This is a genomic window from Prevotella sp. 885, from assembly GCF_002265625.1.
Taxonomy (GTDB): domain Bacteria; phylum Bacteroidota; class Bacteroidia; order Bacteroidales; family Bacteroidaceae; genus Prevotella.
On record NZ_NOVE01000049.1, the window covers coordinates 1 to 26,993 of the forward strand.

Consider the following 26,993-nt stretch of genomic DNA (forward strand, 5'->3'; position numbering starts at 1 on the left):
TGCAGAATCTTTCAATGCAAAAGTCAAGCATTTCAGAGCACAACTTCGGGGTATCATTGACAAGAAATTCTTTCTCTTCAGACTAACAAGATTGTATGCTTAATCCACACACTTTTTCAGGTGAGCCATATAAAGATAATGCAAATATACAATAATGTTATGACTGTGGCAAAACCTAAAAATAAGTTTTTTAAAATGATTTCTCTTGCTAAATCAAACGATTACATTAGAATTAACAGAGTATTGTATCCATGCTGAATATATATATTGTCGCTTTTCTGTCGTTTAGAGCATAGGGTGTTGATAATCTACGAGTAATAAGTACTCTGGTTGTACAGGCCTGACTTCTATTTATGCGTTCATGGAAAAACCATGCACAATAGAAGAAACGACATTTGATAACGAAACAAAAATTAATGCAACATTATATGTACCCAAAGGGTCCTTGCTTGATTATTGGGATGACAACCAGTGGAAATAATTTATGAATATCGAAGAATTTGATGTGACATCTATCGGTTCTCTGAATACAAACGCAAATGATGTTCAAGAGGTTTCACGTTATTCAGATAACGGGCAGCGTCTGAACACACCTGCAAAAGGGCTGAACATTGTGAAATATAACAATGGAACGGTTAAGAAGATAATGGTAAAATAAGAAATGAGTAATTATGTCATAACGACAGGTGTTGGATTTCATTCCTGGGGATGAAATCCATAGGTGTTGGGATAATCCCGCAATTGAGTAGGAGGTAAACACTAATCATAGGTGTTTATCTCCTATTTTTGTATTTACCGACCTCTCACACACCGTACATGCGGTTCCGTATACAGCGGTTCCTATTATGGATGTCATTCGAGATACGCCCCATTAAGACAAGTTCGTCATTGATGGTTTCTATGATAGCCTTATTGGAACAGCATTACTGGCATTCTGCTGCTGCGCATTGTCGCTCGTCCTTGCCTTGTTTGTGGGCATATCGCCAATAAGCGATAAGCGATAAACAAGCGCATAACAAATGCATAAGAACCCAGAACTCCACAAACGCAAAAAGCGTGCAACTCATTCTGCTGCACGCTTTTGCTTATTGTTTATCATGTGTTTACTTTCAGCATTACTTAACCTACCATTATTTCAATTGTTGCAACTGCTCCAAGGTTAGCCCTGTTAATTTTATAACGGTAGCTTCATCTATGTTCATAGTCAGCATATCCTTGGCAATCTCAAGATTTCTCTCATTCTTTCCTTCTTCCTTACCGATAGCTATCCCTTCTTCTTTACCGATAGCTATTCCTTCCTCCTTACCAATAGCTATCCCCTCTTCCTTGCCTTCTTGTTTAGCAGTATCAATAGAGTTCTTGATATCCCTATAAGCCATCTTGCTTGCCTCGTATTCTCTTACTTCCTTTGGTGAAAACTTGGCAATCTCGGCTTCCTCAAAAAGGCGGTCAAAGACCTTGTCATACAACTCCTTTGGGCGCTGAGTAAGCTTATATAAATTCTTCAAGGCATAGAGCCATTTGTCATAAAGAGTCTCAAGTTCTTCCAAAGATTTATCAAACTTGGCAATCTCAACATATATAAACTCCAGTTTATCATAGAATATCTTGTGCGTTGCGGTATCACACAACTGCACGTGATGACGAATTTTCTCCTTATCGAAAGCTTCTTCATTCATATTGAAGTTTAGCAGGGCTATGGTATAAATATGATTGAGTTTGAAGTTCCAATCATTTCCCTTGGGGGCTTGTTCACGAATTGGGAAAGTAGAGTAGAAAAGTGAGCGATCCTTGAAATATGCCTGATAAGCATTCTGCATTTCAACGATAAACTTCTCACCGTTTTCTCCTTCACAATATACGTCAAAGATAGCCTTACGGTCTGTATATACATCACCAACGTGCTCAGGATTTAGATACGAAACATCCTTAACAACCTGTCTTCCATTAAACAAGCTGTTGAGGAAGCAAATCAGCAAGTCCTTATTTATTGCTGTTCCAAAAATGCGCTTGAAGCCGAAGTCGGTAAGCAAGCTTATGTATCTTTCTTCTACCTGTTTCATAAGTCATCTATTTATTCTTTTGCAAACATATACTTTTTCTTTATAACATCAAAATATTTAGGACGTTTTTTGAAGAATAGCTAATTCATTCATTCGCCCTATTCCCATCCATAAAATCCCTACAACAGCAGGCACAGCGCTACGAAGACGCCGAATATCAGCATGTTTCGGGCTGTCATTCCGAGGACGCGGTTCAGAGCGGCGCCTTTGTTTATGCGGCGCATGGCAAGGAACGTATTATAATGGAAGAGGTAGAAGATTATGATCAGGACCTGTTGCCAGAGATTCCATGACTGCGTCATCCTGCTTGCACCATACACCACAAGTCCACCGGCGAGGAAACCGAGGAAGAAATAGAGCAGTCTGCCCCATACCGGACCGATGCGCACGATGAGCGTCTTCTTGCCGGCACGACGGTCGTTGTCGATGTCGCGATAGTTGTTTACGACGAGCAGCGTGTCAATCTCCAAGCCACATGCCAGCGACAGGACTATCACGGGAACGGGGATGGACGTCAACGGCGTGGGAGGAGCCACAAGCCAATAGGTTATGCAGACCGGCACCAGTCCGAAGAACACCAGCACCAGCACGTCACCCAAACCAAGATAAGAGAACGATATGGTGTAGAGGAAGCAGAACACCACGCACGCCAGACCCACGAGAATCATCTCCCAACCGCCGTATGCGATAAGCGGCAAGCCGACGGCACACGCCAGCAACGTGGTAATGAGCAGACCACGACGCATCGCCGCAGCCGTTATCCATCCCTGCGCACATGCACGCTTCGGACCGAGACGCGTCTCGTCGTCCGTGCCCTTCATAAAGTCAAAATAGTCGTTAACGAAGTTGGCGTCCACCTGCATAACCAGCGCGAAGAGCATACACAGCACGGCAGGCACCACCCTTATGCCGTCCCTACCATACATACACACGGCAGAGGCAATGCCTATAAGCACCGGAACGGCAGCTCCCGAGAGTGTTTTGGGGCGCGAAGCAAGCACCCACGCCTTGAAAGAATTGACATTTACATTTGTTTCGTCCATTGTTTTTCTCTTTGTTTCTTGCAAATTTAACCATAATAAACTACTTTTGCAAGTAAATAATCATTTCATTTATTTTATGGATACATCAACTCCCAGCCTTGACCTTATGGAATTCGTAGAGCAGAACATCCTTCCGCGCTACAACAATTTCGACCTGGCACACAACATACGACACGCCAACATGGTGATAAAGAACTCGTTGGCACTTGCCAAAATCACCGGAGCAGACGTCAATATGGTTTACGCCATTGCCGCCTATCATGATCTTGGCCTTGACGGACCACGCGCCGTGCATCACATTACAAGCGGAAAAATCCTGCTTGCCGACCGCAGACTGAGACAATGGTTCACGGAGGAACAGATAAAGATAATGAAGGAGGCTGTGGAAGACCACAGAGCGTCGGCATCGCACGCGCCACGCAGCATTTACGGAAAAATTGTGGCAGAGGCAGACCGCGACCTCGAACCTGACCACATCTTCCGCCGCACCATACAGTACGGAATGGCTCATTATCCCGAGCTGAGCCGCGACAAGCAGTGGGAGCGCTTCCTCCAGCACATGGACCAGAAATATTCCGCCCACGGATACATCCGCCTGTGGATGCCAGGCTCGCCCAACGAGAGCAAGCTACGCGTCATCCGCGAACTTCTGTGCGACCAGACGGCCCTTCGTGCGACGTTCGACAGAATATTCGAAGAAGAGCTTAAAGCTCTTTAAACCACAAGTTTATTGTACCGTCTTGGTTAAAAATAGTTAACCCAGTTAAAATCATTGCGTAAGAATGGCGTATGAACGAAAAATATCGCTACTTTTGCATAGTACACAACAAAACTACATTGATATGACAAGATACTTACTTTCACTTATAGTCCTCATGTCTGCAGCGATGTTTATGCCCCAAAAGGCCAACGCAAGCGCAGCACCTATGATAGAACTTCTCGAGCAGGCTGACATGCAGAAGGTGGTCATCACCACAAGCGAGTCTACCATCCACGTTTCGGGAGGCACAGGACTTACTCTCCTCGTATATAACATTGCAGGAGGAGCACCGGTGATGAAGGTAAAGGTGGACGGTCCGGACAAGCGCTATGAGCTCAACCTTCCCAAAGGCATTTACATCGTTCAGGTGGGCAAGGTGGTGCGCAAGATTGTCATCAAGTAAGAAAAGGACAAGCACACAATGCCTTCCACATCGCCAGACAAACCGCATTGAATAACGTATGCGCGTCAGCCTATTGCCTGACGCGCATACGTCATCAGATGCGGTATTTTGGTATATTAGCTATTCAAGTAAAAACATTTGTTTTCAGTAAAAAAAAGACAACACGTCAACTATCCAACATTGCGTACCCATCGACTTATAGTTAAGCTATTGTTTCTCTTCCTTCTCACCACACTCGCGCTCAGCGCCTGTCATGAGAAAGAGGAGCACCTGTCCTTGTCCCTCGACTCCATCTCACAGATCAGCGACGAAAGCATGCTCGTAAGCGAAGAGAGCCTAAGGGAAGCCATCCACCACATGGTCATGGCAGACTCAGACAGAGACGTCGCCGCCATGCAGACCCGCAGACATTATCTGAACGGAGGAGCCATAAGATGGATGACTCGCGACGGCGTGTCAGCAAAGGCGGACAGCCTTGTGGCTTATCTCGAACGCGTGGAGCAAGTGGGCATATCGCCCAAGCTCTTCTATGCCTCGCAGATAAAGGACGACCTCGAACGCGTAAGAAGCCTCAACTTCGGAGAAGGAAAGAACAGCGTCAGCCGTGTTTACGGACGCCTGGAATATCTGCTTACGAAGGCTTTCCTCCGCTACACGGAAGGTCAGCGCTTCGGCTTCGTCAATCCACGTGAAGTGTTCAACAGACTGGACGTTCGCGACAGCGACTCTGTCCGCACAACGTACCGTCAGCTTTACGACGTGCCCACAAAGCGCCCCGGCAAGGATTACGTGGCGCTCGCATTCGGCGTCATGGGCAGCGACGACGCATCGGTAGCTAAATTCCTCCGTGAGTCAGAACCCAAGAATCCACTGTACGCCACCCTCGTACGCCACCTTTCAGACCCTCTCTCAAAGGCAGACCTGCAACGCCTTCAGACCAACATCGAACGAAGCAGATGGGACCACGGCGACTATCCGCAAAACCACAGCAAGTACGTGCTCATAAACATCCCTTCCGTGCATCTTCTTGCCGTGAACGGCGAGGAACGCATGACCATGCGCATAGGCATAGGAAGCCTCAAGACCAAGACGCCGCTCCTCAACAGTCGCGTAAAGCGAATGGACTTTAATCCGCAATGGGTGATTCCGAAGAGCATTGTCAAGACATCCATCAGACATCATGCAGGAAGTCGTGCCTATTTCGATTCGCACAACTACTTCATTATCAATCGCAACACCGGCAAGCAGGTTGATCCGTCAACGGTAAGCGGAGACATGCTTATGTCGAAAGACTACGGCGTGGTTCAGCGTGGCGGCGTGGGCAATGCGCTGGGCAGAGTGGTATTCCGCTTTGACAACAACTTCTCCATCTACATGCACGACACGTCCAATCCCGGCGTCTTCTCGCAGCGCGACCGTAGCGTGTCGCACGGCTGCATAAGAGTGGCACGTCCGTACGACCTTGCCGTCTTTATGCTCAGCAAGAAAGACGAGGCGATGATGGAGCGAATGCGCTACTCGATGACCATCGACTATCGCCCTTCACACACAAGAGGCAATGACGAGGAGAGCGAGAAGCAGAAGGAAAGCATTGACAAGAAGAAGATGCTCGGCAGCCTGAACGTCAATCCGCAAGTGCCTATCTTCATCAGTTACTATACGCTCTATCCTGACCAGAACGGCACGCTCGTCCCCTACCCCGACGTCTACGGTTTCGACAACGTAATATACAACAGTCTGAAGGGTTATCTCGCAAGCGGACAGTAACGCTTGCACAATAACAAACAGCAAGAAAAGCAGAACCATAAAAAATGCAGGAAGCAGATAATGACACGCCAAAGGGCTTTGCCAACGACAAGGAGAAGCGGCAAGGCTTTGAGCAGATCGTACGCCAGTATAGCGAAAAGCTGTATTGGACAGTACGACGTATCGTCATAAATCATGACGATGCCAACGACGTGCTGCAGAACGTATTTATTAAGGTGTGGAAAAGCATCGGCGACTTCGAGCAGCGGGCGAGTCTCTCCACATGGCTCTACAGAATAGCCGTGAACGAATCGCTCGACTTCCTAAGAAGACAGAAAGACACGGCGTCCATTGATGAGAGCGGCGCAGGGGCCAACATCGCCAACCGTCTGCTTGCCGACGACTATTTTGACGGCAACCGTGCTCAGGCTCTCCTGCAAGAAGCCATCGCCACACTCCCGGAGGTGCAACGCGTGGTCTTCACAATGCGCTATTACGACGAGATGAAGTATGCCGACATGAGTCGCATACTCAACACATCGGAAGGAGCATTGAAGGCAAGTTACCACATAGCGATGAAGAAGATTACGGCTTACGTTCAGATGCACGAACAATGAAGCAGATGAAAAAAAGCAGAAAAAATATACCTTAATTATATATTAGGATTAAACCTATCAGCTTAAAGTACGTCATAACTACAAAGAACATAATCTGCATAAGGTGTAAAAAATATGGAATCTGACGAAAAATACATACTCTCACGATTTGGCAACAAAAACCATTTCGCCGTTCCGGAAGGCTACTTCGAGCATCTCCAGGACGACATTCTCACGTCTGTGGCTATGCTTGAGGAAGAAAAGACAGTGGAGACATGCCCGAAAGAAGACAAGCCCAAGACCATTCCGCTCCGCAGCAGAATGCTCAGATATGCAGCTGCATGCGCCGGAATAATGGTGGCGGGAGCCGTGACATGGACAGCCTTCACGCTCTCCGCACCACAACAAGACCCCACATTGGCTGCCAAGGACAACAAGCCACAAACGGAAACAACGGACAACAGCACGGCTACGCTGTCTGCGCACGACACGCCTGCACACCACTCTGTAAGCGACGAGATGGCAGACTACTCTATGCTTGACAACGAGGACATCTATTCGCTCCTTGCAAGCAACTGACAAGCGGCAGTAACGACAAACCACGCAACCACATAAAATTCGCACATAATGAAAAGATTCGTTATAATATTATTCACGGCACTACTCTGCGTGACCGAAATGGCGGCTCAGAAACACCATCATTTCGACCCGGCACAATTCCAAGCCGACCTGGAGCAGTTCATCACCTCCGAGGCTGGGCTGACCCCTAAAGAAGCTGCCGCCTTCTTCCCCGTATACAGAGAGATGCGTGAGAAGCAGCTTGCCTTCTTCGGGCAGGACAGACGCCTGTGCCATGTGGACACGAACGACGACAAGGCATGCGCCGAAGCTATAGCGCTGCGCGACGACAATGACATCAAGATGAAGCAACTGCAGAAGAAATATCATCAGCGCTTCATGAAAATACTGCCAGCATCAAAGGTTTTCCGCATAATCAGAGCCGAAGACAGATTCCACAGACAGCTGTTCAGCGGAAAGCGAAAGCTAGGAGAACACAAGAAATAAAGAATAAGAAAAGAAGAATGAAGAGATACTTTGTAGAGTTTGCCTACGACGGCACCAACTATCACGGTTGGCAGATTCAGCCTAACGGCAACTCAGTTCAGGAGGAACTACAGAAAGCATTGTCAACAATAATAAGGGAGAACATCGAAGTGGTCGGAGCAGGAAGGACGGACGCAGGAGTGCACGCCCGCCGCATGACGGCTCACTTCGAGACGGATGCCGCCATTGACTGCGCCCAACTCGCCTATAAGCTCAACCGTCTCTTGCCCCGTGACATCTCGGTGTATGGCGTTCGCCAGGTGGCTGACGACATGCACGCACGTTTCAGCGCCACGCTCCGCACCTATCATTATTACATCCATACACGCAAGAACCCGTTCCTGCGAGCATATTCCTGCGAGATGCACTACGACCTGGACTTCAGCCTCATGAATGAGGCGGCAGCCATCCTTCTCCAGACCGACGACTTCGCAGCTTTCTGCAAGACCCACACCGACGTGAAGACCACGCTCTGCAACGTTACGGAGGCAGCATGGACAAAGGACGCTGACGACGCATGGCACTTCCGCATATCAGCCAACCGCTTCCTGCGCAATATGGTAAGGGCTGTGGTAGGCACGCTCATTGAGGTGGGACGCCATCGCATCACCATTGACCAGTTCAGGGAGATAATAGCAAGCGGCTCACGCTCCAAGGCTGGCGAAAGCATGCCCGCATGCGCCCTGTTCCTCGAGGACGTCAGATACGACGCGTAATTCATTCACAAGAACCCAAATAAACACACAGACATCTTAATTAATTATGTGGCTAATCTTAGCTTTCTGCTCGGCAGCATTGTTAGGCTTCTATGACGTTTGCAAGAAGCACGCGCTGTCGGGCAATGCCGTATTGCCGGTATTGTTCCTCAATACGGCTATATGCTCACTGCTTTTTCTTCCGTTCATAATCCTGTCTTCATATACCGGACTGCTCAATTCCACAACGTTCTACGTCGAGCCGTGCGGATGGGAGCAGCACCGCTACATCCTGCTCAAGGCTTGCATCGTGCTGTCCTCATGGATATTCGGCTATTTCGCCATGAAGCATCTCCCCATCACCATCGTCGGTCCGATAAACGCCACACGTCCCGTGATGGTGCTCGTCGGAGCCATGCTCGTCTTCGGCGAACGCCTTAACGTATGGCAATGGGCAGGTGTGACACTCGCCATCATCTCCTTCTTCCTCATCAAGCGAAGCGGCAAGAAGGAAGGCGTAGACTTCCGACACAACAAGTGGATATTCTCACTCATTCTGGCAGCCGTACTCGGAGCCGTAAGCGGACTGTACGACAAGTATCTGATGGCACCGCCTGAGAACGGTGGCGTCGGACTGAGCCGTATGGTGGTGCAGAGCTGGTATAACCTTTATCAGTTGGCGATGATGGGACTGACGATGCTGATGATATGGTGGCCTACAAGAAAGAACTCCACTCCGTTTACGTGGAAATGGAGCATCATCTTCATAAGCCTCTTCCTTAGTGCAGCCGACTTTGTCTACTTCTACGCGCTGTCCCTTCCGGGAGCTATGATCAGCATCGTCTCAATGATCAGACGTGGAAGCGTGGTGGTGAGCTTCTTCTGCGGAGCAGCCGTCTTCAAGGAGAAAAATCTCAAGAGCAAGGCTCTGGATATGCTGCTCGTGCTGCTCGGAATGCTGTTCCTTTATATAGGCTCGCACTAAAAACTTGTAAAGGTTATGGTTTTTTATTGTATTCTGACAATGGGTTTTCATGATAAATCATTAACTTTGTAGCAGAATAATAATATAATTCTTAATATCACCATATGGCACAGAACATCTTCAAAGGGTTAGGAATCGCTCTTATCACACCATTCACGCAAGACGGCGAGGTGGACTACAAGGCACTCACACGCCTTGTTGACTATCAGATTCAGAATGGTGCTGACTTTTTATGCATTCTGGCGACAACAGGCGAAACGCCCTGTCTGTCAACCGACGAGAAGCACAAGATAAAGGAATTAGTGATTGACAGAGTCCGCGGCAGACTGCCCATCCTCATGGGTTGCGGCGGCAACAACACAAGAGCTGTTGTCGAGGAACTGCGCAACACAGACTTGCGCGGCATCGACGGCGTGCTCAGCGTATGCCCTTACTATAACAAGCCTTCGCAGGAAGGTCTCTATCAGCACTTCCGCGCCATAGCCGAAGCAAGTCCCGTGCCCGTGGTACTCTATAACGTACCAGGACGTACCGGCATCAATCTCAAGCCCGAGACCACTGTGCGCTTGGCAAAAGACTGCGCTAACATCATTGCCATCAAAGAGGCAAGCGGAAGTCTGGAGCAGGTGGACGAGATAATAAAGAACAAGCCGGAACGCTTCGATGTCATCAGCGGCGACGACGCTCTGACGTTCTCAATGGTGGCAAGTGGCGCTGCGGGTAGCATCTCCGTCATCGGCAACGCACTTCCCAAGGAGGTGTCGCGCATGATTCGTCTGGAATTTAAAGGCGAATACGAGGCTGCACGCATCATACACCACCGCTTCACCGAACTCTACTCACTGCTCTTCGTCGACGGCAATCCTGCCGGCGTAAAGGCATTGCTGCATGAGATGGGATTCATCGAGAACGTACTGCGCCTGCCGCTCGTACCGACACGCATCACCACGTTGCAGAAGATGACCGAAATACTGAAAACGCTGAAGATTTGACACGCCGTCTGCTCATATTCGCCTTACTGGCGTCAGCCACGGTAGCGCTACTGTTGCTTAACGTCTTTTTCGGAGCTGTGGACATTCCTGCAGCAGATGTCGCCGACATTCTGCTCGGACGCGATGTCCACAACGACAGCTGGCGCTTCATCATCCTTGAGTCGCGACTGCCGCAAGCCGTCACAGCATTGTTGTGCGGCTGTTCGCTGGCGGTCTGCGGTCTTATGCTTCAAGCCGTCTTTCGCAATCCGCTTGCCGACCCTTCCATTCTCGGCATCAGCAGCGGAGCCGGACTTGGAGTGGCTTTCGTCATGCTATTGTATGGAGGAAGCGTTAGCGTCGGCATGCTTTCAATCGGGGGCTTCGCCACCGTTCTGGCAGCGGCATTCATAGGCGCCACCGCCGTTACCTTACTGATGTTCAGTCTCTCAAGCATTATCCGCTCCGATGCCATGTTGCTCATCGCTGGAGTAATGGTGGGATATCTTTCATCATCCATTATCGTACTGCTCAGCTATTACGCTTCTGAGGAGGGACTGCGTGCCTACACGCTTTGGGGCATGGGCAATTTTGCCAGTGTCTCAACCGAACGTCTTCCGCTGTTCTCCATAATAGCCGTAGTATGTCTTTCCGCTTCCGTGCTCCTTGTCAAGTCACTCAATATTCTATCGCTTGGCACATTATACGCCGAAAACCTCGGTGTAAACACCCGTCAGTTACGCGGAACGGTGCTTATCGTCACCGGCATTCTCACAGCTCTCACCACATCTTTCTGCGGACCGGTGGCATTCATCGGACTGGCAGTTCCTCACATAGCACGTATGGCGCTTCACACGGACGACTATCGCAAGCTGCTTCCTGCCACTATCCTTACCGGAGGCGGCGTGGCGATGGCATGCAACCTTGCCTGTACGATGACTCCGTCAGGCACAATGCTCCCCGTAAACGCCGTGACACCAGTGATCGGAGCACCCGTAATACTCTATGTCATGACCAAACGAAGATAAACATCCTTTCAACTTAAATATATATATACCATATATCATTCCTATTATGAACGAAACAGAACGCATCATATATCTCAGACAACAGCTGCATGAGCATAATCATAATTACTACGTGCTCAACCAGCCTACCATCACGGACCAGGAGTTCGATATGCTCATGCACGAACTGCAGGACCTCGAAAGCCATCACCCTGAGATGGCAGACCCTAACTCGCCATCACAGCGCGTGGGTAGCGACCTTAACCAGAACTTCACGCAGGTGGCACACAAGTATCCGATGCTCTCGCTTGCCAATACTTACAACGAGCAGGATGTGGAAGAATGGTACGACTCCGTGAAGCGCGGACTGCAGGGAGAAGACTTTGAGGTATGCTGCGAGATGAAGTATGACGGCCTCAGCATATCGCTTACTTATGTGGACGGCAAGCTGGTGCGCGGCGTCACAAGAGGCGACGGCGTGCATGGCGACGACGTTACAGCCAACGTCAAGACCATACGTTGCATCCCGCTTGTCCTTAAAGAGGGCAGCGGATATCCGCAGGAGTTCGAGATAAGAGGCGAGATTCTGATGCCTTGGAAGGTTTTCGAGCGTCTGAATGCTGAGCGTGAAGCAGCGGAAGAACCGCTCTTCGCCAATCCTCGCAACGCTGCCAGCGGCACCCTGAAGAGCCAGAACTCAAAGCTTGTGGCAAGCCGACAGCTCGACTCTTACCTTTATTATCTCCTCGGCGACACGCTCCCTACAGACGGTCACTACGAGAACCTGCAGACTGCCGCTCAATGGGGATTCAAGATTTCGCAGGGTATGAAAAAGGCCAAAACGTTGCAGGAGATTTACGACTATATAAGCTATTGGGACACGGAGCGTAAGAATCTGCCCGTTGCTACGGACGGCATCGTACTGAAGGTCAACTCCATCAGACAACAGCAGGCTTTGGGCTATACAGCCAAGTCGCCGCGTTGGGCAATCGCCTATAAGTTCAAGGCGGAACGTGCATGCACCCGCCTCAACAGCGTAACGTATCAGGTGGGTCGCACCGGAGCCGTAACGCCGGTGGCTAACATGGACGCCGTGCAGCTGGCTGGAACCATAGTGAAGCGTGCTACACTTAACAACGAGGACTTCATCAGAAGCTTCGATCTTCATATCGGCGACTACGTATACGTGGAAAAGGGAGGAGAGATTATCCCTAAGATTGTCGGAGTGGCAATGGAAAAAAGACCGGATGATGCCGAACCCGTAAAATTCATAGACAGATGTCCTGAATGCGGCACTCCCCTTGTACGCTATGAGGACGAGGCAGCACACTACTGTCCTAACGACACGGGATGTCCTCCGCAGATAAAGGGTCGCATAGAGCATTTCATTGCCAGACGAGCTATGAACATCGACTCAATCGGACCGGAAACAGTGGACGACTATTATCGTCGTGGACTTGTGCGTAACATCGCTGACCTTTATACTATTCAGAAAGATGCCATCAACGCTTCAGGCACAAGAGAGAAGTCGGCACAGAAAGTACTCGCTGGCATAGAGGCTTCCAAGAAGGTGCCTTTCGAGCGTGTGGTTTTCGCACTCGGCATCCGCTTTGTAGGCGAAACATCGGCTAAGTTACTCGCCCGCCATTTCAAGACAATGGAGGCGCTGCGCAATGCATCAGTGGAACAGCTCATGGAGGTGGACGGCATTGGAGAGGTCATAGCCAAGAGCGTGGTGACCTACTTCCACAATCACGTCAACGAACATATAGTTGACCGTCTGGCAGCCTTCAGACTGCAGATGGGGCTCAGCGAAGAACAGCTGACAGAATCTTCGGACAAGCTTGCAGGCAAGTCGATTGTCATCAGCGGCGTCTTCGCAAAGCATAGCCGTGACGAGTATAAAGCAATGATTGAGCGTAACGGAGGAAAGAACGTAGGTTCGATAAGCGGTAAGACATCGTTTATACTTGCCGGCGAAAACATGGGACCGTCCAAACTGCAGAAAGCGGAAAAGCTCGGCATCCAGCTCGTCGACGAGGACACGTTCCTCAGCATGATTGAATAATCAGACTTCCTAATCCAAAACATTGAACGCACCCTAACACACACAGATATATAGATATGATAAAAGTAGAAGTATCGGAGGAAATGCATGAGGTATGCCCTGAGTTTGTCGGGGCATGCATCACCTCCAACATAAAGAATACTGAATTTTCGAAAGAGCTTTGGGAAGAGATTGACGCCCTCAGCCAGCATTATCGCGACACGCTCACAACCGAGAGCGTCAAGACAATGACGTCCATCCAAGCCACACGCCGCATCTACAAGCTTTGCGGCAAGGACCCATCGCGTTATCGTCCTTCAGGTGAAGCGTTGATAAGACGCGTCCTTCAGGGAAAGGCGCTTTACCAGATTGACACACTCGTGGATCTTATCAATCTTGCAAGCATGCGCTACGGCTACAGCATTGGCGCTTTCGATTCGGACCGTTTCGTAGGCGATACGCTAAAACTTGGTATCGGTCGTGAGGGCGAACCGTATGAAGGCATCGGAAGAGGAATGATAAACATTGCCGGAATGCCTGTCTATCGTGACAGCGAGGGAGGCGTCGGCACACCCACCAGCGACCATGAGCGCACAAAGGTGACGCTCTCCACCACCAAGCTCACAGTACTCGTAAACGGATATGACGGCAATGAGGCAGACGTACGTGCCACAGCCGAATACATACTCGAACGGTTATCGAAGTATTGTGAAGCAACGGAAGCCGGATATCATATCTATCATTATTAATTTCATCAACAACAAACTATACATAAAAACGAAATGGGAATAGTAATAGGCATCGACGTGGGCATAAGTACCACAAAGATTGTAGGCATCGACGACAACGGCAAGGTGGTTTCACCGATACGCATCCGCGCCACTGACCCAGTGACATCATTATATGGAGCTTTCGGCAAGTATCTCCACGACAACCACATACAACTGAACGATGTGGAGAAGGTAATGCTTACTGGAGTGGGCAGCGCCTATATCAACGAACCTGTCTACGGACTGCCGACGGAAAAGGCAGAGGAGTTTGTGGCTGACGGTCTCGGCGCACGCTACGAAACTAAGCTCGACCGCATGCTCGTGGTAAGCCTTGGCACGGGTACGTCTATCGTGAAGTGTGACGGCGACGACATCAAGCACATCGGTGGCATCGGCATCGGAGGCGGCACTCTTCAGGGTCTCTCGCGCCTGTTGCTCAAGACTGACGACATCAAGCAGGTGGCAGCATTGGCGGAGGAAGGCGACATTTCGCACATCAACGTGCTTATCAAGGACATCTGCGCCAATCCGTTGCAGGGTCTGCCTATGAATGCCATCGCTTCTTTGTGGGGAAACGCAAAGAGCAATGCCTCACGCGAAGACATTGCTCTTGGTCTGATATGGATGGTTCTGCAGTCAATATGCAGCGCCACTATTCTTTCTTCTCTTGGAAGTGGCATTAAGGAGTTTGTCATGATTGGCAATCTCACGCTTCTGCCGCAATGCCGCGTGGTATTTTCTGATACGGAACGACTCTACGGCGTTAAGTTCCGCATTCCGCAATATTCAGAATTCTGCACCGCTATAGGTGCGGCTCTCTGCTACAGAAAGTCCGTGCTGCCTTAATCACTCACATATAAATGTTTCTTACGCGTTATGCTTTCCGACAACATGCAGTCGGAAAGCATAAGCTGCTATCACAATAAAGCATGCCAAAGGAATGGCGAAAGCCACTGACATGCTGAGCACGTCGGCTGTTACTCCCATCAGCAGCGGGGCTACGGCTCCACCCACAATACACATTATAAGATATGACGAAGCCTGCTTTGTGTGACGTCCGAGTCCTCTGAGAGCAAGAGCGAATATTGTGGGAAACATGATGCTCTCGCAAAGATAGCAAAGGAAGAATGCCGCTACGCCAAGCATGCCTGCGCCGGTAAGGAGAATGCACATCGCTGCAGCCGCTCCAACAGCGCAGGCAAGCAAAACGGTCTCTGCCTTTATGCGCGACATAACCCAACTGCCACCTATTCTTCCGAGCATGAACAGTCCCATGCCGCCGAAGGAAAGGAGCAGAGATGCCTCGGAATTGCTGATTGACGCATTCTCAGTGACATAATTGATGAAGAAGCTGTTAATGCCTGTCTGAGCAGCAACGTAAAAGAAGAGTGCTACCATTCCCCAAACAAAGTTGCGATGCTGCCAAAGCGAGGTCTGCGCAGAAGCATGGCTGTCAACAGAAGAACCTTCCATTGATGTCTGCTCGGCGCATGAATCCTCTTCGGTTTCAATCTCAGGTAGTTTTATACGAGAGAAGATGATGGCTACAAGGATTACAACAATTCCGATAATGGCGTACGGAGTTGAGATATCGCCCTCACCTTCTCCTGAGAAAAGGAACAATCCACCGACAAGCGGACCGAATATCCATCCCAGTCCATTGAAGGATTGTGAAAGGTTGATGCGTCGTTCCGCTCCCTCGGCACTTCCCAATACTGTTACGTACGGATTGGCGGCGGTCTCCAGACACGTCAGTCCGCAACCGATAACGAAAAGGGAGAAAAGGAAGAAAGGAAACGACAACAGCATGCCACCGGGAATGAAAAGCAAGGCTCCTATACCGTAAAGGGAAAGTCCGGTCAACACTCCCGAACGATATCCGAAACGACGGATAATGCGTCCAGCCGGTATTGCCATCAGAAAATATCCACCATAGACCACAGCCTGCACCAATGCCGACTCAGCCTTACTGATGTTCATCGACTCTTGGAAGTGCTTGTTCAGTACGTCAAGAATGCTGTGGGCGAATCCCCAAAGAAAGAAAAGGGTTGTAACAAGAACGAAAGGCAGCAAATAGTTTTTGCCATTAGCAGCCTCAAAAAGTTTGTGCTTTCTTTTATCCATTATTATACTTATTGTTATTTCTGCAATCTTATCGGATGCAAAGGTACAATAAAAAGCGCAAAAACCACTACAAACGTATACATTCAACAATATAGACTAATAATATTTATTGCGAAAAATTATTCTATGTCAATGCTGTCTATATAAGAGAAAATTATTAACTTTGCAATTAGTTAAAAACCATATTAAGAAATAAGGGGTGCTTCACGATTGTGTTGCTGAGATCATACCCATAGAACTTGATGCAGGTAATGCTGCCGCAGGGAACGCTACCAAAGTTTATATATTTACATACATATATATAATGTAAGGAGCTATTTCTATTCCGTATCATCTTATAGAGCATAACAACAGATTCGCCTCTGCAAAACGACAACAGTATGAGGTATATTTGTGCATTGACGATTGCCGGTTCCGACAGTTGCGGAGGAGCAGGCGTGCAGGCTGACATCAAGACAATGTCGGCATTGGGCGTTTATGCCGCTTCCGCCATCACCTCCATAACGGTGCAGAACACGATGGGCGTACAGGCCATTCAAGCCGTCAAGCCAGAAATAGTGGCAGGACAGATAAAGGCTGTCATGGACGACATAAAGCCTTTGGCCATCAAGATAGGCATGGTGAACGACAAAGCCACCATCCAAGCTATAGCCGACACACTTAAAATATACTCTCCCAACATCTTGGTTGTCGACCCGGTTATGGTTTCGACAAGTGGTTCGATGCTCATGCAGAAAGACGCACTTGGCGTATTCTGCAGCAACTTGCTCCCTATGGCAACATTGCTCACTCCCAACATTCCCGAAGCAGAAGTGCTTTCACATACAAAAATCAGCACAGCGGAAGACATGGACATTGCAGCCAAGCGAATATTGGAGTTAGGATGCAAGGCTGTTCTTATTAAGGGCGGACACCTTGAAGGCGGCAAGAAGATTGACAAACTCTATACATCAGAAGCCGAACCTGCCACTTTCGTGCATGACACCATTGAGACACGAAACACACATGGAACAGGATGCACATTGTCATCCGCCATCACCTCCTTCATGGCACGCGGTCAGAAGATGACTGACGCCGTGGCTTATGCAAAGGAATATCTTTCCAAAGCCTTGGAAGCAGGAAAGGACATACACATCGGAGAAGGTCACGGACCTGTTGACCACTTTTTCAATCCTGAGAAATTAATGACATTATGATACAGTTTATCACACATTCCAACGAACGCTACGGATACGTAGACGGTGCAAGAATGGCACTTGAAGGCGGATGCCGATGGGTTCAGCTTCGCATGAAGGACGCATCGGAGGCTGACTTTCTGTCTGCCGCTAAGGAGATCAGCAAGTTATGCAAGCAGCATAATGCCGTGTTTGTGCTTGACGACCACGCAGAATGGGTGGAGCAGACCGGAGCTGACGGCGTACATCTTGGCAAGAACGACATGCCGGTGGACGAAGCACGCCGTCTGCTTGGCAAGGACAGAATCATCGGTGGAACTGCCAACACCTTCGAAGACGTGGAACGACTGCACAGACAAGGTGCCGACTACATAGGTTGCGGTCCCTTCCGCTTCACCACGACGAAGAAGAATCTGTCGCCTGTATTGGGACTTGATGGCTATCGTAACATTGTGGAGCAGATGAAATTGCACAACATTGGTCTGCCAATCGTAGCCATTGGAGGCATCCTTGAAGAGGACATTGAGGCGATAATGCAGACTGGCGTAAGCGGCATAGCTGTCAGCGGTGGCATCCTTAACGCCGAGAATCCTGTGGAAGAAATGCAGAAATTCGTAAACAAAACCAAAACAAACCAATAAATCAAATAGATGGAAACAAAAATCAAGTTTAGCTATCCTTCTTCAGAGAAGGTTTATCTTAGCGGTAAGCTCTACCCGGAGATAAAGGTCGGAATGCGACGTGTCCGTCTTACACCCACCGTTACTTTCGAGGGTGAGAAGCGCCACGTAGAAGAGAACAAGCCCGTATATATATACGACACCAGTGGTCCTTACAGCGACCCGAACATTGAGATCGACCTTAAGAAGGGCCTGCCCAAGATGCGCCAGTCATGGATAGACGGACGTAAGGAGGGACAGACACAAATGTACTTCGCAAAGCAGGGTATCATTACGCAGGAGATGGAGTATGTTGCCATCCGCGAGAACATGAACTGCGAGGAGTTGGGCATCAAGACACACATCACACCGGCATTTGTATGTAAGGAGGTGGCTGAAGGAAGAGCTGTGATTCCTGCAAACATCAAGCACCCCGAGTCAGAACCGATGATCATCGGCACCAACTTCCTCGTAAAGATAAACACCAACATCGGCAATTCTGCCACTACTTCCGGCATTGAGGAAGAGGTGGAGAAGGCTGTATGGAGCTGCAAGTGGGGTGGCGACACATTGATGGACCTCTCTACTGGCGACGACATCCATGAGACACGCGAGTGGATTCTGCGCAACTGCCCCGTTCCGGTAGGCACCGTGCCTATGTATCAGGCTTTCGAAAAAGTCAACGGTAAGGCAGAAGACCTCACATGGGAGATATTCCGCGACACATTGATAGAGCAGTGCGAGCAGGGTGTCGACTACTTCACCATCCATTGCGGCATCCGTCTGAAGAACATCCACCTTGCCGACACCCGTCTTACGGGCATCGTAAGCCGCGGCGGCAGCATCATCTCAAAGTGGTGTAAGGTGCATCAGAAGGAGAGCTTCCTCTATGAGCACTTCGACGACATCTGCGACATCTGCGCCAAGTATGACGTTGCCATCTCATTGGGCGACGGTCTGCGTCCCGGATCTACCTACGATGCCAACGACGCTGCACAGTTTGCAGAGCTTGACACAATGGGCGAACTCGTGGAGCGTGCTTGGGCAAAGAACGTCCAGGCGTTCATCGAGGGTCCCGGACACGTGCCTATGCATAAGATTAAGGAGAACATGGAACGCCAGATTGAGAAGTGTCATGGTGCACCCTTCTACACACTCGGCCCGCTCGTTACCGACATCGCTCCCGCTTACGACCACATCACTTCTGCCATCGGTGCAGCTATGATAGGCTGGTACGGCACAGCCATGCTTTGCTACGTCACTCCGAAGGAGCATCTCGCTCTGCCTGAGAAGGAAGACGTTCGCACAGGCGTTGTGACATACAAGATTGCCGCCCATGCAGCCGACTTGGCTAAGGGTCATCCCGGTGCCACTATTCGCGACAATGCGCTGAGCAAGGCTCGTTACGATTTCCGCTGGAAGGACCAGTTCAATCTGGCTCTCGATCCGGAACGCGCACTCGAATACTACAAGACCAGCAACGAGGTAGACGCCAACTACTGCACAATGTGCGGTCCTAACTTCTGTGCAGCCCGCATCAGTCACTCGCTCAAGAACTGCCAGGAAGAAAGCAAGTAAGAATCCGTAAACAATAACGGAAATAAAAAGAAACAAGAATAACCCAATAAATAACAATAACAAAAATGATCGAAACACAAGTATCTAAAGGTATTATCAGTACCTATTTCGACAAACTTGAGAGAAACCTTAATCTTGACGTAGCTATCGTAGGTGGTGGTCCGTCAGGCATCGTAGCAGCTTACTATCTGGCTAAAGCCGGACTGAAAGTAGCACAGTTCGACCGCAAGCTCTCTCCCGGCGGTGGCATGTGGGGTGGCGCTATGATGTTCAATCAGATTGTCATTCAGGAAGAGGCAATGCACATCATCAAGGACTTCGACATCAACTATGAGAAGTTCGAGGACGGACTCTATACCATCGACTCTGTGGAGAGCACCTCTGCCCTGCTCTATCACGCAGTACACGCCGGCGCTACAATCTTCAACTGCTACTCTGTTGAGGACGTTGTATTCAAGAACAACGTGGTAAGCGGCGTCGTTGTCAACTGGACTCCGGTGCTCCGTGAGGGTCTGCACGTCGACCCGCTGAACATCATGGCTAAGTGTGTCATTGACGGCACTGGTCACGACAGCGAGATGTGTAAGGTGGTTGCCAGCAAGAACGGCATCAAGCTTGACACCGCTACTGGCGGCGTTATCGGCGAGCGTTCACTCGACGTTGTTGAGGGCGAGCGCATGGTTGTAGAAGGCACACGCGAGATCTATCCCGGACTCTACGTCTGCGGTATGGCTTCTTCTGCTGTTGCCGGCACTCCGCGTATGGGACCGATCTTCGGCGGCATGATGCTTTCAGGTAAGAAGGTTGCCGATATGATTATCGAGAAACTTAAGAAGTAAAAAACTGTTCCGAATGGAATGGATAGTCATCACCTCTCCCGACTTCCTGCCGGGGGAGGCGTTTTTTATAGATAAGCTTTTCGGTTGCGGGCTCGACTTACTGCATTTCCGTAAGCCTGAGGCTCCGATAGAAGCATGCAGGAATCTGCTTAACGAGATTCCCAAACGATGGCACAATCGCATTGTTACGCACGAGCATTTCGCGTTAGCAAGCGAATACGGTCTTCATGGCGTCCATCTTAACCGCCGTAACCCAATAGCGCCCGACGGTTATACGGGTAGCATATCATGCTCCTGCCATAGTCTTGAGGAGGTGATAGCCAACAAGCCTCAACGTGCCTACGTCTTCCTTAGTCCGATATTCAACAGCATCTCAAAGGCAGGATACGAGGCTGCATTCCCTGCCAGCCGTCTGCAACAAGCTGCTGCGGACGGCATTATCGACGGGAAAGTCATAGCCTTGGGTGGCGTTACAGCCAATAACATACCGCTTCTCAAGGAGTGGCACTTCGGTGGAGCCGCCTTCTTGGGAGATGTATGGAGCAGAATAAGCCACCCCGATGTGGACGAATATCTGAACACTCTGCGCCTGCTGACTCAATAAAGCAGGCTCAGAATTTCTTAAGCAAGTAGGATGGGTTAATACGCAGATACACACCTGCCGAAATGCTCATGCTGTTTGTCTCGTGAAAATTGCCGCGTGATTCCGAGCTTGCGTCTGAGGGAAAGTTATTGAAGAGGTCGGCATATCCGCCCCAAGCGAAACCATTGCCGAGATTTTGTGCATAACTCAGACGCACGCTTGCCATGCGATTGCGTGGCATTACATAACTCTCGTCGTCTATTCCGACGCAACCGTAAAGCGGGTTGCCGAAGATAGACACAAACTTATTGGCATCCCAATAGGCTGCCCTTACACGGAAGCGCCACATGTCGGCTTCCGTTTTTACATAAAAGGCATGACCCTTATCGAAAGGAAGCATATTTCCAGCCACTTGGCTGTAATACATAGCCATTCCCTCAAAGTTCAGTCGCGAAACCAGACTGCATTCCGGGCGTATTGTCAGTCCCACTCCCGCAGCCGCATTCATCCATGTCTTTATCTGTCGCTCGTCTGCTGTGGTGTTCACCTCGCCGCCACGATGCTGCATAAGAATCTGAAGCGGAAAATATACGTGCGTCTTTCTTGCGCTACCGTTAGCCTTCAGACTTGCTGACAGTCCGACTGTGAAAGCCTCCTGATGGTTGTCTTCATCGAAGATAAAGCTCTCCCAGTTCACCCATGCGTCCAAATCCATGAACGACGGACGCCAAAGCACCTGAAGACCGGCTTCGGGATCTGACGACAAAGCTGCCTCTGGATTGTATAAAGGTTCGGCAAGATGATGATTGGCTCTACCGTATATTGTGCCAAGAACCAGTTCTACGTTCTTTGCGGCATGCAGATGAGCATTGAATACGGGGAGAATATGGAATCCCTTCTGAGTCTGTTCACCCATCCACGTGCCGATGTCATGCAGGTTCATGCAAGGATATTTGTTGGCACCCCAGTAATGCAGCATATATGCTCCCGCTTCAAGACGCAGACGCGAGAGAGGCTGATAGCTGACCGTGGGCTGCAACCAAAAACCGGGAAGCGTATATCCCTTGCGCAGACTTCCCTTATATTCATTGTCACGGAAGAATCCCATACCGTCAATATTCAGACGGAGTTCGCCTCTTGCTGTTGTGTCAATGCGTGTGTTATCCTCGAAAAGGATTGAGTCGTTCTGTGCACTTACCATTACCGAAACGGCAAAGAAGACCACCGCTCCTAACAATCTTTTTATGTTTCTCATATATGTTTATTGGTTGTTTTTTTAGTCCATAAGATGATACACTCCTCCTGCATACATCCTTACCACCCCCTTGAGTTCAAGGCTGAAGAGGCTGGATGTCACCGTTGCCGAGGGCAACTGCGTACGCATCACGATGATGTTTACGTTCAGGTCGTTATTGTCGCGCAGCAGACTGACAATTTTTTCCTCGTCCTCCGAGAGGTCAGGAAACATCTGGCGCTCAATGCCAGCCTTCCTTGCACGCAGTATCACGCTGTCTTCCTCCCACCCCATCGCACTTACGAAGTCAGCGGCGCCGGTCAGAAGCATAGCCTTGTTGTTGCGGATAAGGTTGTTGCAACCTTCGCTGTACACGTTGCCGATATTTCCTGGGAAGGCAAAAACGTCACGACCATAACCATCGGCTATTCCTGCCGTTATCAGTCCGCCGCCGTGAGCCGCGCTTTCCACGAGCAATGTGGCGTCAGCCATACCAGCAACGATGCGGTTGCGGCGTATGAAATTCAGCTTGTCGGCATTGGTATGTGTAGTGAATTCGGTAATCAGTCCACCCTGCCCCAGCATCTTCGTGGCAGTATCGCGATGTGCCGTAGGATAGATATAGTCCAGTCCGTGCGCCAGCACTCCCAATGTCTCGTATCCGCAGGAAAGCGCCTGACGGTGCGCACAAATGTCCACGCCGTATGCCAAGCCGCTCACAATGAGAACCTCAGGGCACACTTCATGCAGGTCGGTGATGAACTTCCGGATAAGGTCCTGCCCGTAAATGGTGCAATGCCTTGTGCCTACGATGGAGATGATGCGACGCTGATTGAGGTCTGCCGTACCTCTATAAAACAGAACGATGGGGGCGTCGCAGCAATGGCGCAACCGTTCCGGATAGGCTTCATCATTGAAAGCCAATGGCGTGATGCCATGCGCCTCGTCGAAGCGGATTTCCTCTTCGGCGGTGCGCATGGCATCGGGCATATTCTGAAGAGCCTTCACCAGTCGCGGAGTGGCGTCAGGAATGACGTCAAGGATGTTGTCGCGATGGTCGTATACGGCTTTCGCCGACCCAAGAGTGTTATAGAGTCGGAGAAAGTCAGCCGGATTGGAACGTCCTATACGCGACAAAGCAACTGCGCAAAGGGTCTCTTCTGTAATGTTCATTATTATTTATTCAGTATGTATATATAGCGTTTGTCGGTGTTTTTACCACGCATGTGCCTTTCCAAGGAAGAAGAGCAGGATGTAGCCGAGCACGAGTCCGATGACACCCATGGTAAGACCAATCTTCATCATCTCGTTCTGCTTCACAAGACCAGTGGAGTGTGCGATGGCGTTTGGAGGAGTAGAGATAGGCAGAGTCATTGCCACAGAAGCAGCCACGGCGATGCCCACAAGCACAGTCACCGTTCCACCGATGCTGTCCAGTCCGTTGCCCATACCTTTGCAGACTACGGCGAGGATAGGAACGAGGAGGGCTGCTGTGGCGGTGTTGGATATGAAGTTGGAGAGTGCATAGCAAATCAATCCCGAAGCGAGCAGTATAGCCAACGGCGACCACTGTCCGAACGGGATGCTCTTGATGACATTATCGGCAAGACCCGAATCGTTGAGGGCAAGCCCGAGGGCAAAGCCTCCAGCCACCATCCAGATTACGCTCCAGTTGATTTCCTCCAAGTCGCGTGCCTTGATTACGCCGGTGAATGCGAACACCACGATGGGCACCATGGCTACGGTATTAGATCCTACACCTGTCCAACGGTCGCATATCCAGAGCAGCACGGTTATGATGAACGTAACGGCTACTACGGCAGTACGCCAGTTATGCTGCACCTCGCCTTCAATCTCCAGTTCGATGGTCTTCTTCTTGAACGGGAAGAACTTCTTGAGCAGGAACCATCCTATGAAAAGAAGCAGGACTGTAAGTGGGAGCATATACATCATCCACTGACCGAAACCGATGCCCATATTGAGGCCGGTCGGAGCGTTGAGATACTTGAGGGCGATGGCATTAGGAGGCGTACCGATCGGCGTTCCCATACCGCCGATGTTGGCAGCTACTGGGATGGACAGCGTGAGCGCCACGCGACCCTTGCCTTCCGGTGGGAGCGCCTTGAAGACGGGAGCAAGGAAGGTGAGCATCATGGCTGCCGTGGCAGTGTTGCTGACGAACATCGAGAACACACCGGTGATGAGGATAAATCCGAGCAGTACGTTCTCACTCTTGTTGCCGAATGGCTTGAGAAGGGTACGCGCCAGAAGCACGTCCAGTCCTGACTTTGTGGCAGCGATGGCAAGCACGAAGCCTCCAAGGAAGAGGATGATGATGGGGTCGGCGAAGGTTGCCATAAGCGCACTATGGTCGAGCAGTTCAGACTTGTCTATTCCTGAACGGAAAATATGGAATGCGTTATCTGATGTGGTAAGCAGCAGCAAGCCGATGAGCGACACGGACGTTGCCCAAGGCGATATGGCTTCTGTTACCCAGAGGATTGTAGCCAGAGCGAAAACTGCGATGATGCGTTGCTGGATGACGGTCAGTCCGTCAATGCCAAAGCAGGTGATAGGCAGGTTCCATATCACAATGGTGACAAGAATCGCTACGGCGAAGAGGCAAGCATTTTTCTTGCTGAAATTGCCGCTAAGAAGGTTTCTTTTTTCTGTTGCCATAAATGTTTAAGGTTAGTTATTATTTCTTAGTCTAAAGGTTTGTTATCATGTGTGCCTTTTCTTGGGATGTTGATTGCTGACAAAGTTAGCGATTTTTGCGACAATGCCCAAATAAAAACGTATGCTTTTTTTAAATTTATTATTAACTCTATAGAGCCGTATCACGTCTTGATGATTTTTCTTAACTTTGCAGTACGGTTAAACAAAAAGCATTACAATCCAAGCAATGAAAACAAAAAGATTTCTACATTATATATATATAGGGGCTACATCCTCACTCCTCGCCTTCACTTCCTGCAACCGCCATCGCGCTGACAACACGCCTGCTGACGGCGACACGATAAGAATGGCATATTCAGAGCTGCTCACCATCGTGAAGCACGACGGATATAAGGTGGCGGAGATACGCAATCCCTGGAAGCAAGGAAAAGTGCTGCATAGGTATGTGCTGGTGGAGCGGGCCGACTCGGCACGCATGGCGCCCAAGACAGCCGGCATGAAGGAAGCCACCATCGTCTACACTCCGATAAGACGCAGCGTGATGTTCACCTCGCCACATTGCTGGCTTCTCGGACAACTTGGAGCCGAGTACGTCGTGAAAGGCGTGTGCGACCTCAGCTACATCTACGTGCCTTACGTACAGGACGGCATTAAGAAGGGCGGCATCACGGACTGCGGCAACAGCATGTCGCCTACCGTGGAGCGCATCGTGGCTCTTCGTCCCGATGCCATCTTCGTATCGCCGTTCAATGGTGTGAGCTACGGTCAGATGGATCATCTCGGCGTTCCACTCATCGAGTGCGCCGACTATATGGAGACATCGGCTCTTGGTCGTGCCGAATGGATGCGCTTTTACGGCATGCTCGTAGGCAAGGAGGAGGCAGCCGACAAGATGTTCGCAGACGTGGTGCGCAGCTATGACGCCATAAAGAAGGAGGCGAAGCGCTCAAAAACGTCGCCGAAGGTCATTACGGAGCGCGTCGTCAGCGGCGTTTGGTATTGTCCCGGCGGCAGGAGCAGCATGGGACGTCTCATTGCCGACGCCGGCGGACGATACGTTTTCGCCGACGACAAGAGCAGCGGTTCATTACCCGGCGTGCCGGAGAAGGTGATGTCGTCAGCACAAGACGCCGACTGCTGGTTTTTCGTCTACAACGGCATGAAAGCACCCGACCGCAAGTTCCTGCTTGACGAATATAAGGGCTACGCAATGATAAAGGCGTTCAAGGAAGGCAATGTTTATGAGTGCGGATCGACAACGGGAATACCGTATTTCGAGGAAATTTCGTTCAGACCGGACTCTCTCCTGCTCGACTTTGCCAAAATATTCCATCCCGACATCTACCCTAACGCCCACACTCGCTACTATAAGAAGATGGAATAAGCCCTAAAAAGCCCTTTTCAAGGGCAAAAAGCACAAAAAACAGCATTTTTCTTCAAAAAAAACGCTCAAACATTTGGTAGTATAAAAAATTAAAGCTACCTTTGCACTCGCAATTGAGAAACAGTGCTCCGGTTAAACTTTTAATCGTATGGAAGTTTGGGTGAGTGGCTGAAACCAGTAGTTTGCTAAACTGCCGTACGGGTAACCGTACCGGGGGTTCGAATCCCCCAGCTTCCGCTGATTTCTTATTGCAAAACATAACCGCGGTGGATTCATCTAATGGTTAGGATACAAGATTCTCAATCTTGGCATAGGGGTTCGATTCCCCTATCCACTACCAACAAAAGGCGGTAAACGAGCATTCGTTTACCGCCTTTTTCGTTATCAGCACGTTCCCCATTTGTTTTAAAGAATAAAAAAGGGGTCAGCGGAAAAGTACTGGGGGTGTTTTTTATTTCATAGTATTTTGTATCTTTGCATTATGAACATGCTTGAACAATTAGCCCGTCTAGTTCTTCCCAAAGAAATACTAGACAATTTCGATATCG

Annotated in this window: 26 protein-coding genes, 2 tRNA genes and 1 pseudogene; 23 read left to right on the forward strand and 6 right to left on the reverse strand. The window is 49.8% G+C overall.

Annotation, left to right across the window (positions count from 1 at the left end; translation table 11 throughout):
* Together CHL74_RS16340 and CHL74_RS15875 are read left to right on the forward strand one after the other, a co-directional pair.
* A pseudogene (locus tag CHL74_RS16340) lies at positions 1 to 103 on the forward strand (ISAon1 family transposase); the annotation flags it as partial.
* Positions 104 to 484: 381 nt separating this feature from the next.
* The gene (locus CHL74_RS15875; RefSeq protein WP_176452255.1) at positions 485 to 658 is read left to right on the forward strand and encodes a hypothetical protein; all 174 of its coding nucleotides are present in this window, start codon (positions 485 to 487) and stop codon (positions 656 to 658) included.
* 472 nt (positions 659 to 1,130) lie between these two features.
* Here the strand turns inward: CHL74_RS15875 and CHL74_RS12230 are convergent, their stop codons facing one another.
* Positions 1,131 to 2,063: an Rpn family recombination-promoting nuclease/putative transposase gene (locus CHL74_RS12230; RefSeq protein ID WP_094881476.1), complete on the reverse strand. Its 933-nt coding sequence runs from the start codon at positions 2,061 to 2,063 to the stop codon at positions 1,131 to 1,133.
* 119 nt (positions 2,064 to 2,182) lie between these two features.
* The gene (gene menA, locus CHL74_RS12235; protein ID WP_094881477.1) at positions 2,183 to 3,106 is read right to left on the reverse strand and encodes a 1,4-dihydroxy-2-naphthoate octaprenyltransferase; all 924 of its coding nucleotides are present in this window, start codon (positions 3,104 to 3,106) and stop codon (positions 2,183 to 2,185) included.
* Positions 3,107 to 3,182: 76 nt separating this feature from the next.
* On the opposite strand from menA, the gene CHL74_RS12240 reads away from it, so the two are divergent.
* The 13 genes from CHL74_RS12240 (at position 3,183) to coaW (ending at position 15,036) form a co-directional block, all read left to right on the forward strand.
* Positions 3,183 to 3,824, forward strand: a complete 642-nt coding sequence (locus CHL74_RS12240; protein WP_094881479.1) for an HD domain-containing protein — start codon at positions 3,183 to 3,185, stop codon at positions 3,822 to 3,824.
* 124 nt (positions 3,825 to 3,948) lie between these two features.
* A complete protein-coding gene (locus CHL74_RS12245; RefSeq protein WP_094881480.1) occupies positions 3,949 to 4,269 on the forward strand; it encodes a T9SS type A sorting domain-containing protein in 321 nt (106 codons plus the stop codon).
* 138 nt (positions 4,270 to 4,407) lie between these two features.
* A complete protein-coding gene (locus tag CHL74_RS12250; RefSeq protein WP_254923300.1) occupies positions 4,408 to 6,036 on the forward strand; it encodes a L,D-transpeptidase family protein in 1,629 nt (542 codons plus the stop codon).
* A gap of 44 nt (positions 6,037 to 6,080) precedes the next feature.
* Positions 6,081 to 6,632, forward strand: coding sequence for an RNA polymerase sigma factor (locus tag CHL74_RS12255; protein WP_094881482.1), 552 nt, complete (start codon positions 6,081 to 6,083; stop codon positions 6,630 to 6,632).
* A gap of 114 nt (positions 6,633 to 6,746) precedes the next feature.
* A complete protein-coding gene (locus CHL74_RS12260; protein WP_094881484.1) occupies positions 6,747 to 7,190 on the forward strand; it encodes a hypothetical protein in 444 nt (147 codons plus the stop codon).
* A gap of 48 nt (positions 7,191 to 7,238) precedes the next feature.
* Positions 7,239 to 7,676, forward strand: a complete 438-nt coding sequence (locus CHL74_RS12265; protein WP_176452256.1) for a hypothetical protein — start codon at positions 7,239 to 7,241, stop codon at positions 7,674 to 7,676.
* 17 nt (positions 7,677 to 7,693) lie between these two features.
* Complete coding sequence (gene truA / locus CHL74_RS12270) at positions 7,694 to 8,431, forward strand: tRNA pseudouridine(38-40) synthase TruA (RefSeq protein ID WP_094881486.1); 738 nt, start codon at positions 7,694 to 7,696, stop codon at positions 8,429 to 8,431.
* 46 nt (positions 8,432 to 8,477) lie between these two features.
* The gene (locus tag CHL74_RS12275; RefSeq protein WP_094881487.1) at positions 8,478 to 9,395 is read left to right on the forward strand and encodes an EamA family transporter; all 918 of its coding nucleotides are present in this window, start codon (positions 8,478 to 8,480) and stop codon (positions 9,393 to 9,395) included.
* A 104-nt stretch (positions 9,396 to 9,499) separates the two neighbouring features.
* Positions 9,500 to 10,387 carry a 4-hydroxy-tetrahydrodipicolinate synthase gene (dapA, locus tag CHL74_RS12280; protein ID WP_094881488.1) on the forward strand — a complete coding sequence of 296 codons (888 nt, stop codon included), beginning with the start codon at positions 9,500 to 9,502 and terminating at the stop codon, positions 10,385 to 10,387.
* Positions 10,384 to 11,394: an iron ABC transporter permease gene (locus CHL74_RS12285; protein WP_094881489.1), complete on the forward strand. Its 1,011-nt coding sequence runs from the start codon at positions 10,384 to 10,386 to the stop codon at positions 11,392 to 11,394. The genes dapA and CHL74_RS12285 overlap by 4 nt, the downstream gene beginning before the upstream one ends.
* Positions 11,395 to 11,440: 46 nt before the next feature.
* Positions 11,441 to 13,441 carry an NAD-dependent DNA ligase LigA gene (gene ligA, locus CHL74_RS12290; RefSeq protein ID WP_094881491.1) on the forward strand — a complete coding sequence of 667 codons (2,001 nt, stop codon included), beginning with the start codon at positions 11,441 to 11,443 and terminating at the stop codon, positions 13,439 to 13,441.
* A 59-nt stretch (positions 13,442 to 13,500) separates the two neighbouring features.
* Positions 13,501 to 14,169, forward strand: coding sequence for a B3/B4 domain-containing protein (locus CHL74_RS12295; protein ID WP_094881515.1), 669 nt, complete (start codon positions 13,501 to 13,503; stop codon positions 14,167 to 14,169).
* Positions 14,170 to 14,202: 33 nt separating this feature from the next.
* Positions 14,203 to 15,036, forward strand: a complete 834-nt coding sequence (gene coaW, locus CHL74_RS12300; RefSeq protein WP_094881492.1) for a type II pantothenate kinase — start codon at positions 14,203 to 14,205, stop codon at positions 15,034 to 15,036.
* A 21-nt stretch (positions 15,037 to 15,057) separates the two neighbouring features.
* Here coaW and CHL74_RS12305 read toward each other — a convergent pair whose 3' ends face one another.
* Positions 15,058 to 16,314 carry a sugar MFS transporter gene (locus tag CHL74_RS12305; RefSeq protein WP_094881493.1) on the reverse strand — a complete coding sequence of 419 codons (1,257 nt, stop codon included), beginning with the start codon at positions 16,312 to 16,314 and terminating at the stop codon, positions 15,058 to 15,060.
* 380 nt (positions 16,315 to 16,694) lie between these two features.
* On the opposite strand from CHL74_RS12305, the gene thiD reads away from it, so the two are divergent.
* The 5 genes from thiD to CHL74_RS12330 all read left to right on the forward strand — a co-directional run bounded on the left by thiD (position 16,695) and on the right by CHL74_RS12330 (position 21,169).
* The gene (gene thiD, locus CHL74_RS12310) at positions 16,695 to 17,510 is read left to right on the forward strand and encodes a bifunctional hydroxymethylpyrimidine kinase/phosphomethylpyrimidine kinase (RefSeq protein ID WP_094881495.1); all 816 of its coding nucleotides are present in this window, start codon (positions 16,695 to 16,697) and stop codon (positions 17,508 to 17,510) included.
* Positions 17,507 to 18,130 (forward strand): thiamine phosphate synthase, encoded by a 624-nt coding sequence (locus CHL74_RS12315; RefSeq protein ID WP_094881497.1) that lies wholly within the window; start codon positions 17,507 to 17,509, stop codon positions 18,128 to 18,130. Before thiD ends, CHL74_RS12315 begins: the two co-directional genes overlap by 4 nt.
* A gap of 9 nt (positions 18,131 to 18,139) precedes the next feature.
* The gene (gene thiC, locus CHL74_RS12320) at positions 18,140 to 19,726 is read left to right on the forward strand and encodes a phosphomethylpyrimidine synthase ThiC (RefSeq protein WP_094881499.1); all 1,587 of its coding nucleotides are present in this window, start codon (positions 18,140 to 18,142) and stop codon (positions 19,724 to 19,726) included.
* A 65-nt stretch (positions 19,727 to 19,791) separates the two neighbouring features.
* A complete protein-coding gene (locus CHL74_RS12325; RefSeq protein WP_094881501.1) occupies positions 19,792 to 20,565 on the forward strand; it encodes a sulfide-dependent adenosine diphosphate thiazole synthase in 774 nt (257 codons plus the stop codon).
* Positions 20,566 to 20,578: 13 nt separating this feature from the next.
* Entirely contained in the window at positions 20,579 to 21,169 is a 591-nt protein-coding gene (locus tag CHL74_RS12330; RefSeq protein ID WP_094881503.1) for a thiamine phosphate synthase, read from the forward strand.
* Between the two features lie 7 nt (positions 21,170 to 21,176).
* Here the strand turns inward: CHL74_RS12330 and CHL74_RS12335 are convergent, their stop codons facing one another.
* The 3 genes from CHL74_RS12335 to CHL74_RS12345 are packed head-to-tail and all read right to left on the reverse strand — an operon-like array spanning position 21,177 to position 25,061.
* The gene (locus tag CHL74_RS12335) at positions 21,177 to 22,403 is read right to left on the reverse strand and encodes a hypothetical protein (RefSeq protein WP_141241324.1); all 1,227 of its coding nucleotides are present in this window, start codon (positions 22,401 to 22,403) and stop codon (positions 21,177 to 21,179) included.
* 21 nt (positions 22,404 to 22,424) lie between these two features.
* A complete protein-coding gene (dprA, locus tag CHL74_RS12340) occupies positions 22,425 to 23,555 on the reverse strand; it encodes a DNA-processing protein DprA (RefSeq protein ID WP_094881507.1) in 1,131 nt (376 codons plus the stop codon).
* 42 nt (positions 23,556 to 23,597) lie between these two features.
* Positions 23,598 to 25,061 (reverse strand): SLC13 family permease, encoded by a 1,464-nt coding sequence (locus CHL74_RS12345; protein WP_094881509.1) that lies wholly within the window; start codon positions 25,059 to 25,061, stop codon positions 23,598 to 23,600.
* Positions 25,062 to 25,287: 226 nt separating this feature from the next.
* Here CHL74_RS12345 and CHL74_RS12350 point away from each other — a divergent pair, with 226 nt between their 5' ends.
* The 3 genes from CHL74_RS12350 to CHL74_RS12360 all read left to right on the forward strand — a co-directional run bounded on the left by CHL74_RS12350 (position 25,288) and on the right by CHL74_RS12360 (position 26,785).
* Positions 25,288 to 26,445, forward strand: coding sequence for an ABC transporter substrate-binding protein (locus CHL74_RS12350; RefSeq protein WP_094881511.1), 1,158 nt, complete (start codon positions 25,288 to 25,290; stop codon positions 26,443 to 26,445).
* A 150-nt stretch (positions 26,446 to 26,595) separates the two neighbouring features.
* A tRNA-Ser gene (locus CHL74_RS12355) sits at positions 26,596 to 26,682 on the forward strand.
* Positions 26,683 to 26,710: 28 nt separating this feature from the next.
* Positions 26,711 to 26,785, forward strand: a tRNA-Glu gene (locus CHL74_RS12360).
* The last annotated feature ends 208 nt before the right edge of the window (positions 26,786 to 26,993 follow it).

Bases quoted from the DNA above. Each gene is read 5' to 3' on its own strand.
- CHL74_RS15875 (WP_176452255.1), top strand. From the start codon at position 485: ATGAATATCGAAGAATTTGATGTGACATCTATCGGTTCTCTGAATACA.
- CHL74_RS12230 (WP_094881476.1), bottom strand. From the start codon at position 2,063: ATGAAACAGGTAGAAGAAAGATACATAAGCTTGCTTACCGACTTCGGC.
- menA (WP_094881477.1), bottom strand. From the start codon at position 3,106: ATGGACGAAACAAATGTAAATGTCAATTCTTTCAAGGCGTGGGTGCTT.
- CHL74_RS12240 (WP_094881479.1), top strand. From the start codon at position 3,183: ATGGATACATCAACTCCCAGCCTTGACCTTATGGAATTCGTAGAGCAG.
- CHL74_RS12245 (WP_094881480.1), top strand. From the start codon at position 3,949: ATGACAAGATACTTACTTTCACTTATAGTCCTCATGTCTGCAGCGATG.
- CHL74_RS12255 (WP_094881482.1), top strand. From the start codon at position 6,081: ATGCAGGAAGCAGATAATGACACGCCAAAGGGCTTTGCCAACGACAAG.
- CHL74_RS12260 (WP_094881484.1), top strand. From the start codon at position 6,747: ATGGAATCTGACGAAAAATACATACTCTCACGATTTGGCAACAAAAAC.
- CHL74_RS12265 (WP_176452256.1), top strand. From the start codon at position 7,239: ATGAAAAGATTCGTTATAATATTATTCACGGCACTACTCTGCGTGACC.
- truA (WP_094881486.1), top strand. From the start codon at position 7,694: ATGAAGAGATACTTTGTAGAGTTTGCCTACGACGGCACCAACTATCAC.
- CHL74_RS12275 (WP_094881487.1), top strand. From the start codon at position 8,478: ATGTGGCTAATCTTAGCTTTCTGCTCGGCAGCATTGTTAGGCTTCTAT.
- dapA (WP_094881488.1), top strand. From the start codon at position 9,500: ATGGCACAGAACATCTTCAAAGGGTTAGGAATCGCTCTTATCACACCA.
- ligA (WP_094881491.1), top strand. From the start codon at position 11,441: ATGAACGAAACAGAACGCATCATATATCTCAGACAACAGCTGCATGAG.
- coaW (WP_094881492.1), top strand. From the start codon at position 14,203: ATGGGAATAGTAATAGGCATCGACGTGGGCATAAGTACCACAAAGATT.
- CHL74_RS12305 (WP_094881493.1), bottom strand. From the start codon at position 16,314: ATGGATAAAAGAAAGCACAAACTTTTTGAGGCTGCTAATGGCAAAAAC.
- thiD (WP_094881495.1), top strand. From the start codon at position 16,695: ATGAGGTATATTTGTGCATTGACGATTGCCGGTTCCGACAGTTGCGGA.
- CHL74_RS12315 (WP_094881497.1), top strand. From the start codon at position 17,507: ATGATACAGTTTATCACACATTCCAACGAACGCTACGGATACGTAGAC.
- thiC (WP_094881499.1), top strand. From the start codon at position 18,140: ATGGAAACAAAAATCAAGTTTAGCTATCCTTCTTCAGAGAAGGTTTAT.
- CHL74_RS12325 (WP_094881501.1), top strand. From the start codon at position 19,792: ATGATCGAAACACAAGTATCTAAAGGTATTATCAGTACCTATTTCGAC.
- CHL74_RS12330 (WP_094881503.1), top strand. From the start codon at position 20,579: ATGGAATGGATAGTCATCACCTCTCCCGACTTCCTGCCGGGGGAGGCG.
- CHL74_RS12335 (WP_141241324.1), bottom strand. From the start codon at position 22,403: ATGAGAAACATAAAAAGATTGTTAGGAGCGGTGGTCTTCTTTGCCGTT.
- dprA (WP_094881507.1), bottom strand. From the start codon at position 23,555: ATGAACATTACAGAAGAGACCCTTTGCGCAGTTGCTTTGTCGCGTATA.
- CHL74_RS12345 (WP_094881509.1), bottom strand. From the start codon at position 25,061: ATGGCAACAGAAAAAAGAAACCTTCTTAGCGGCAATTTCAGCAAGAAA.
- CHL74_RS12350 (WP_094881511.1), top strand. From the start codon at position 25,288: ATGAAAACAAAAAGATTTCTACATTATATATATATAGGGGCTACATCC.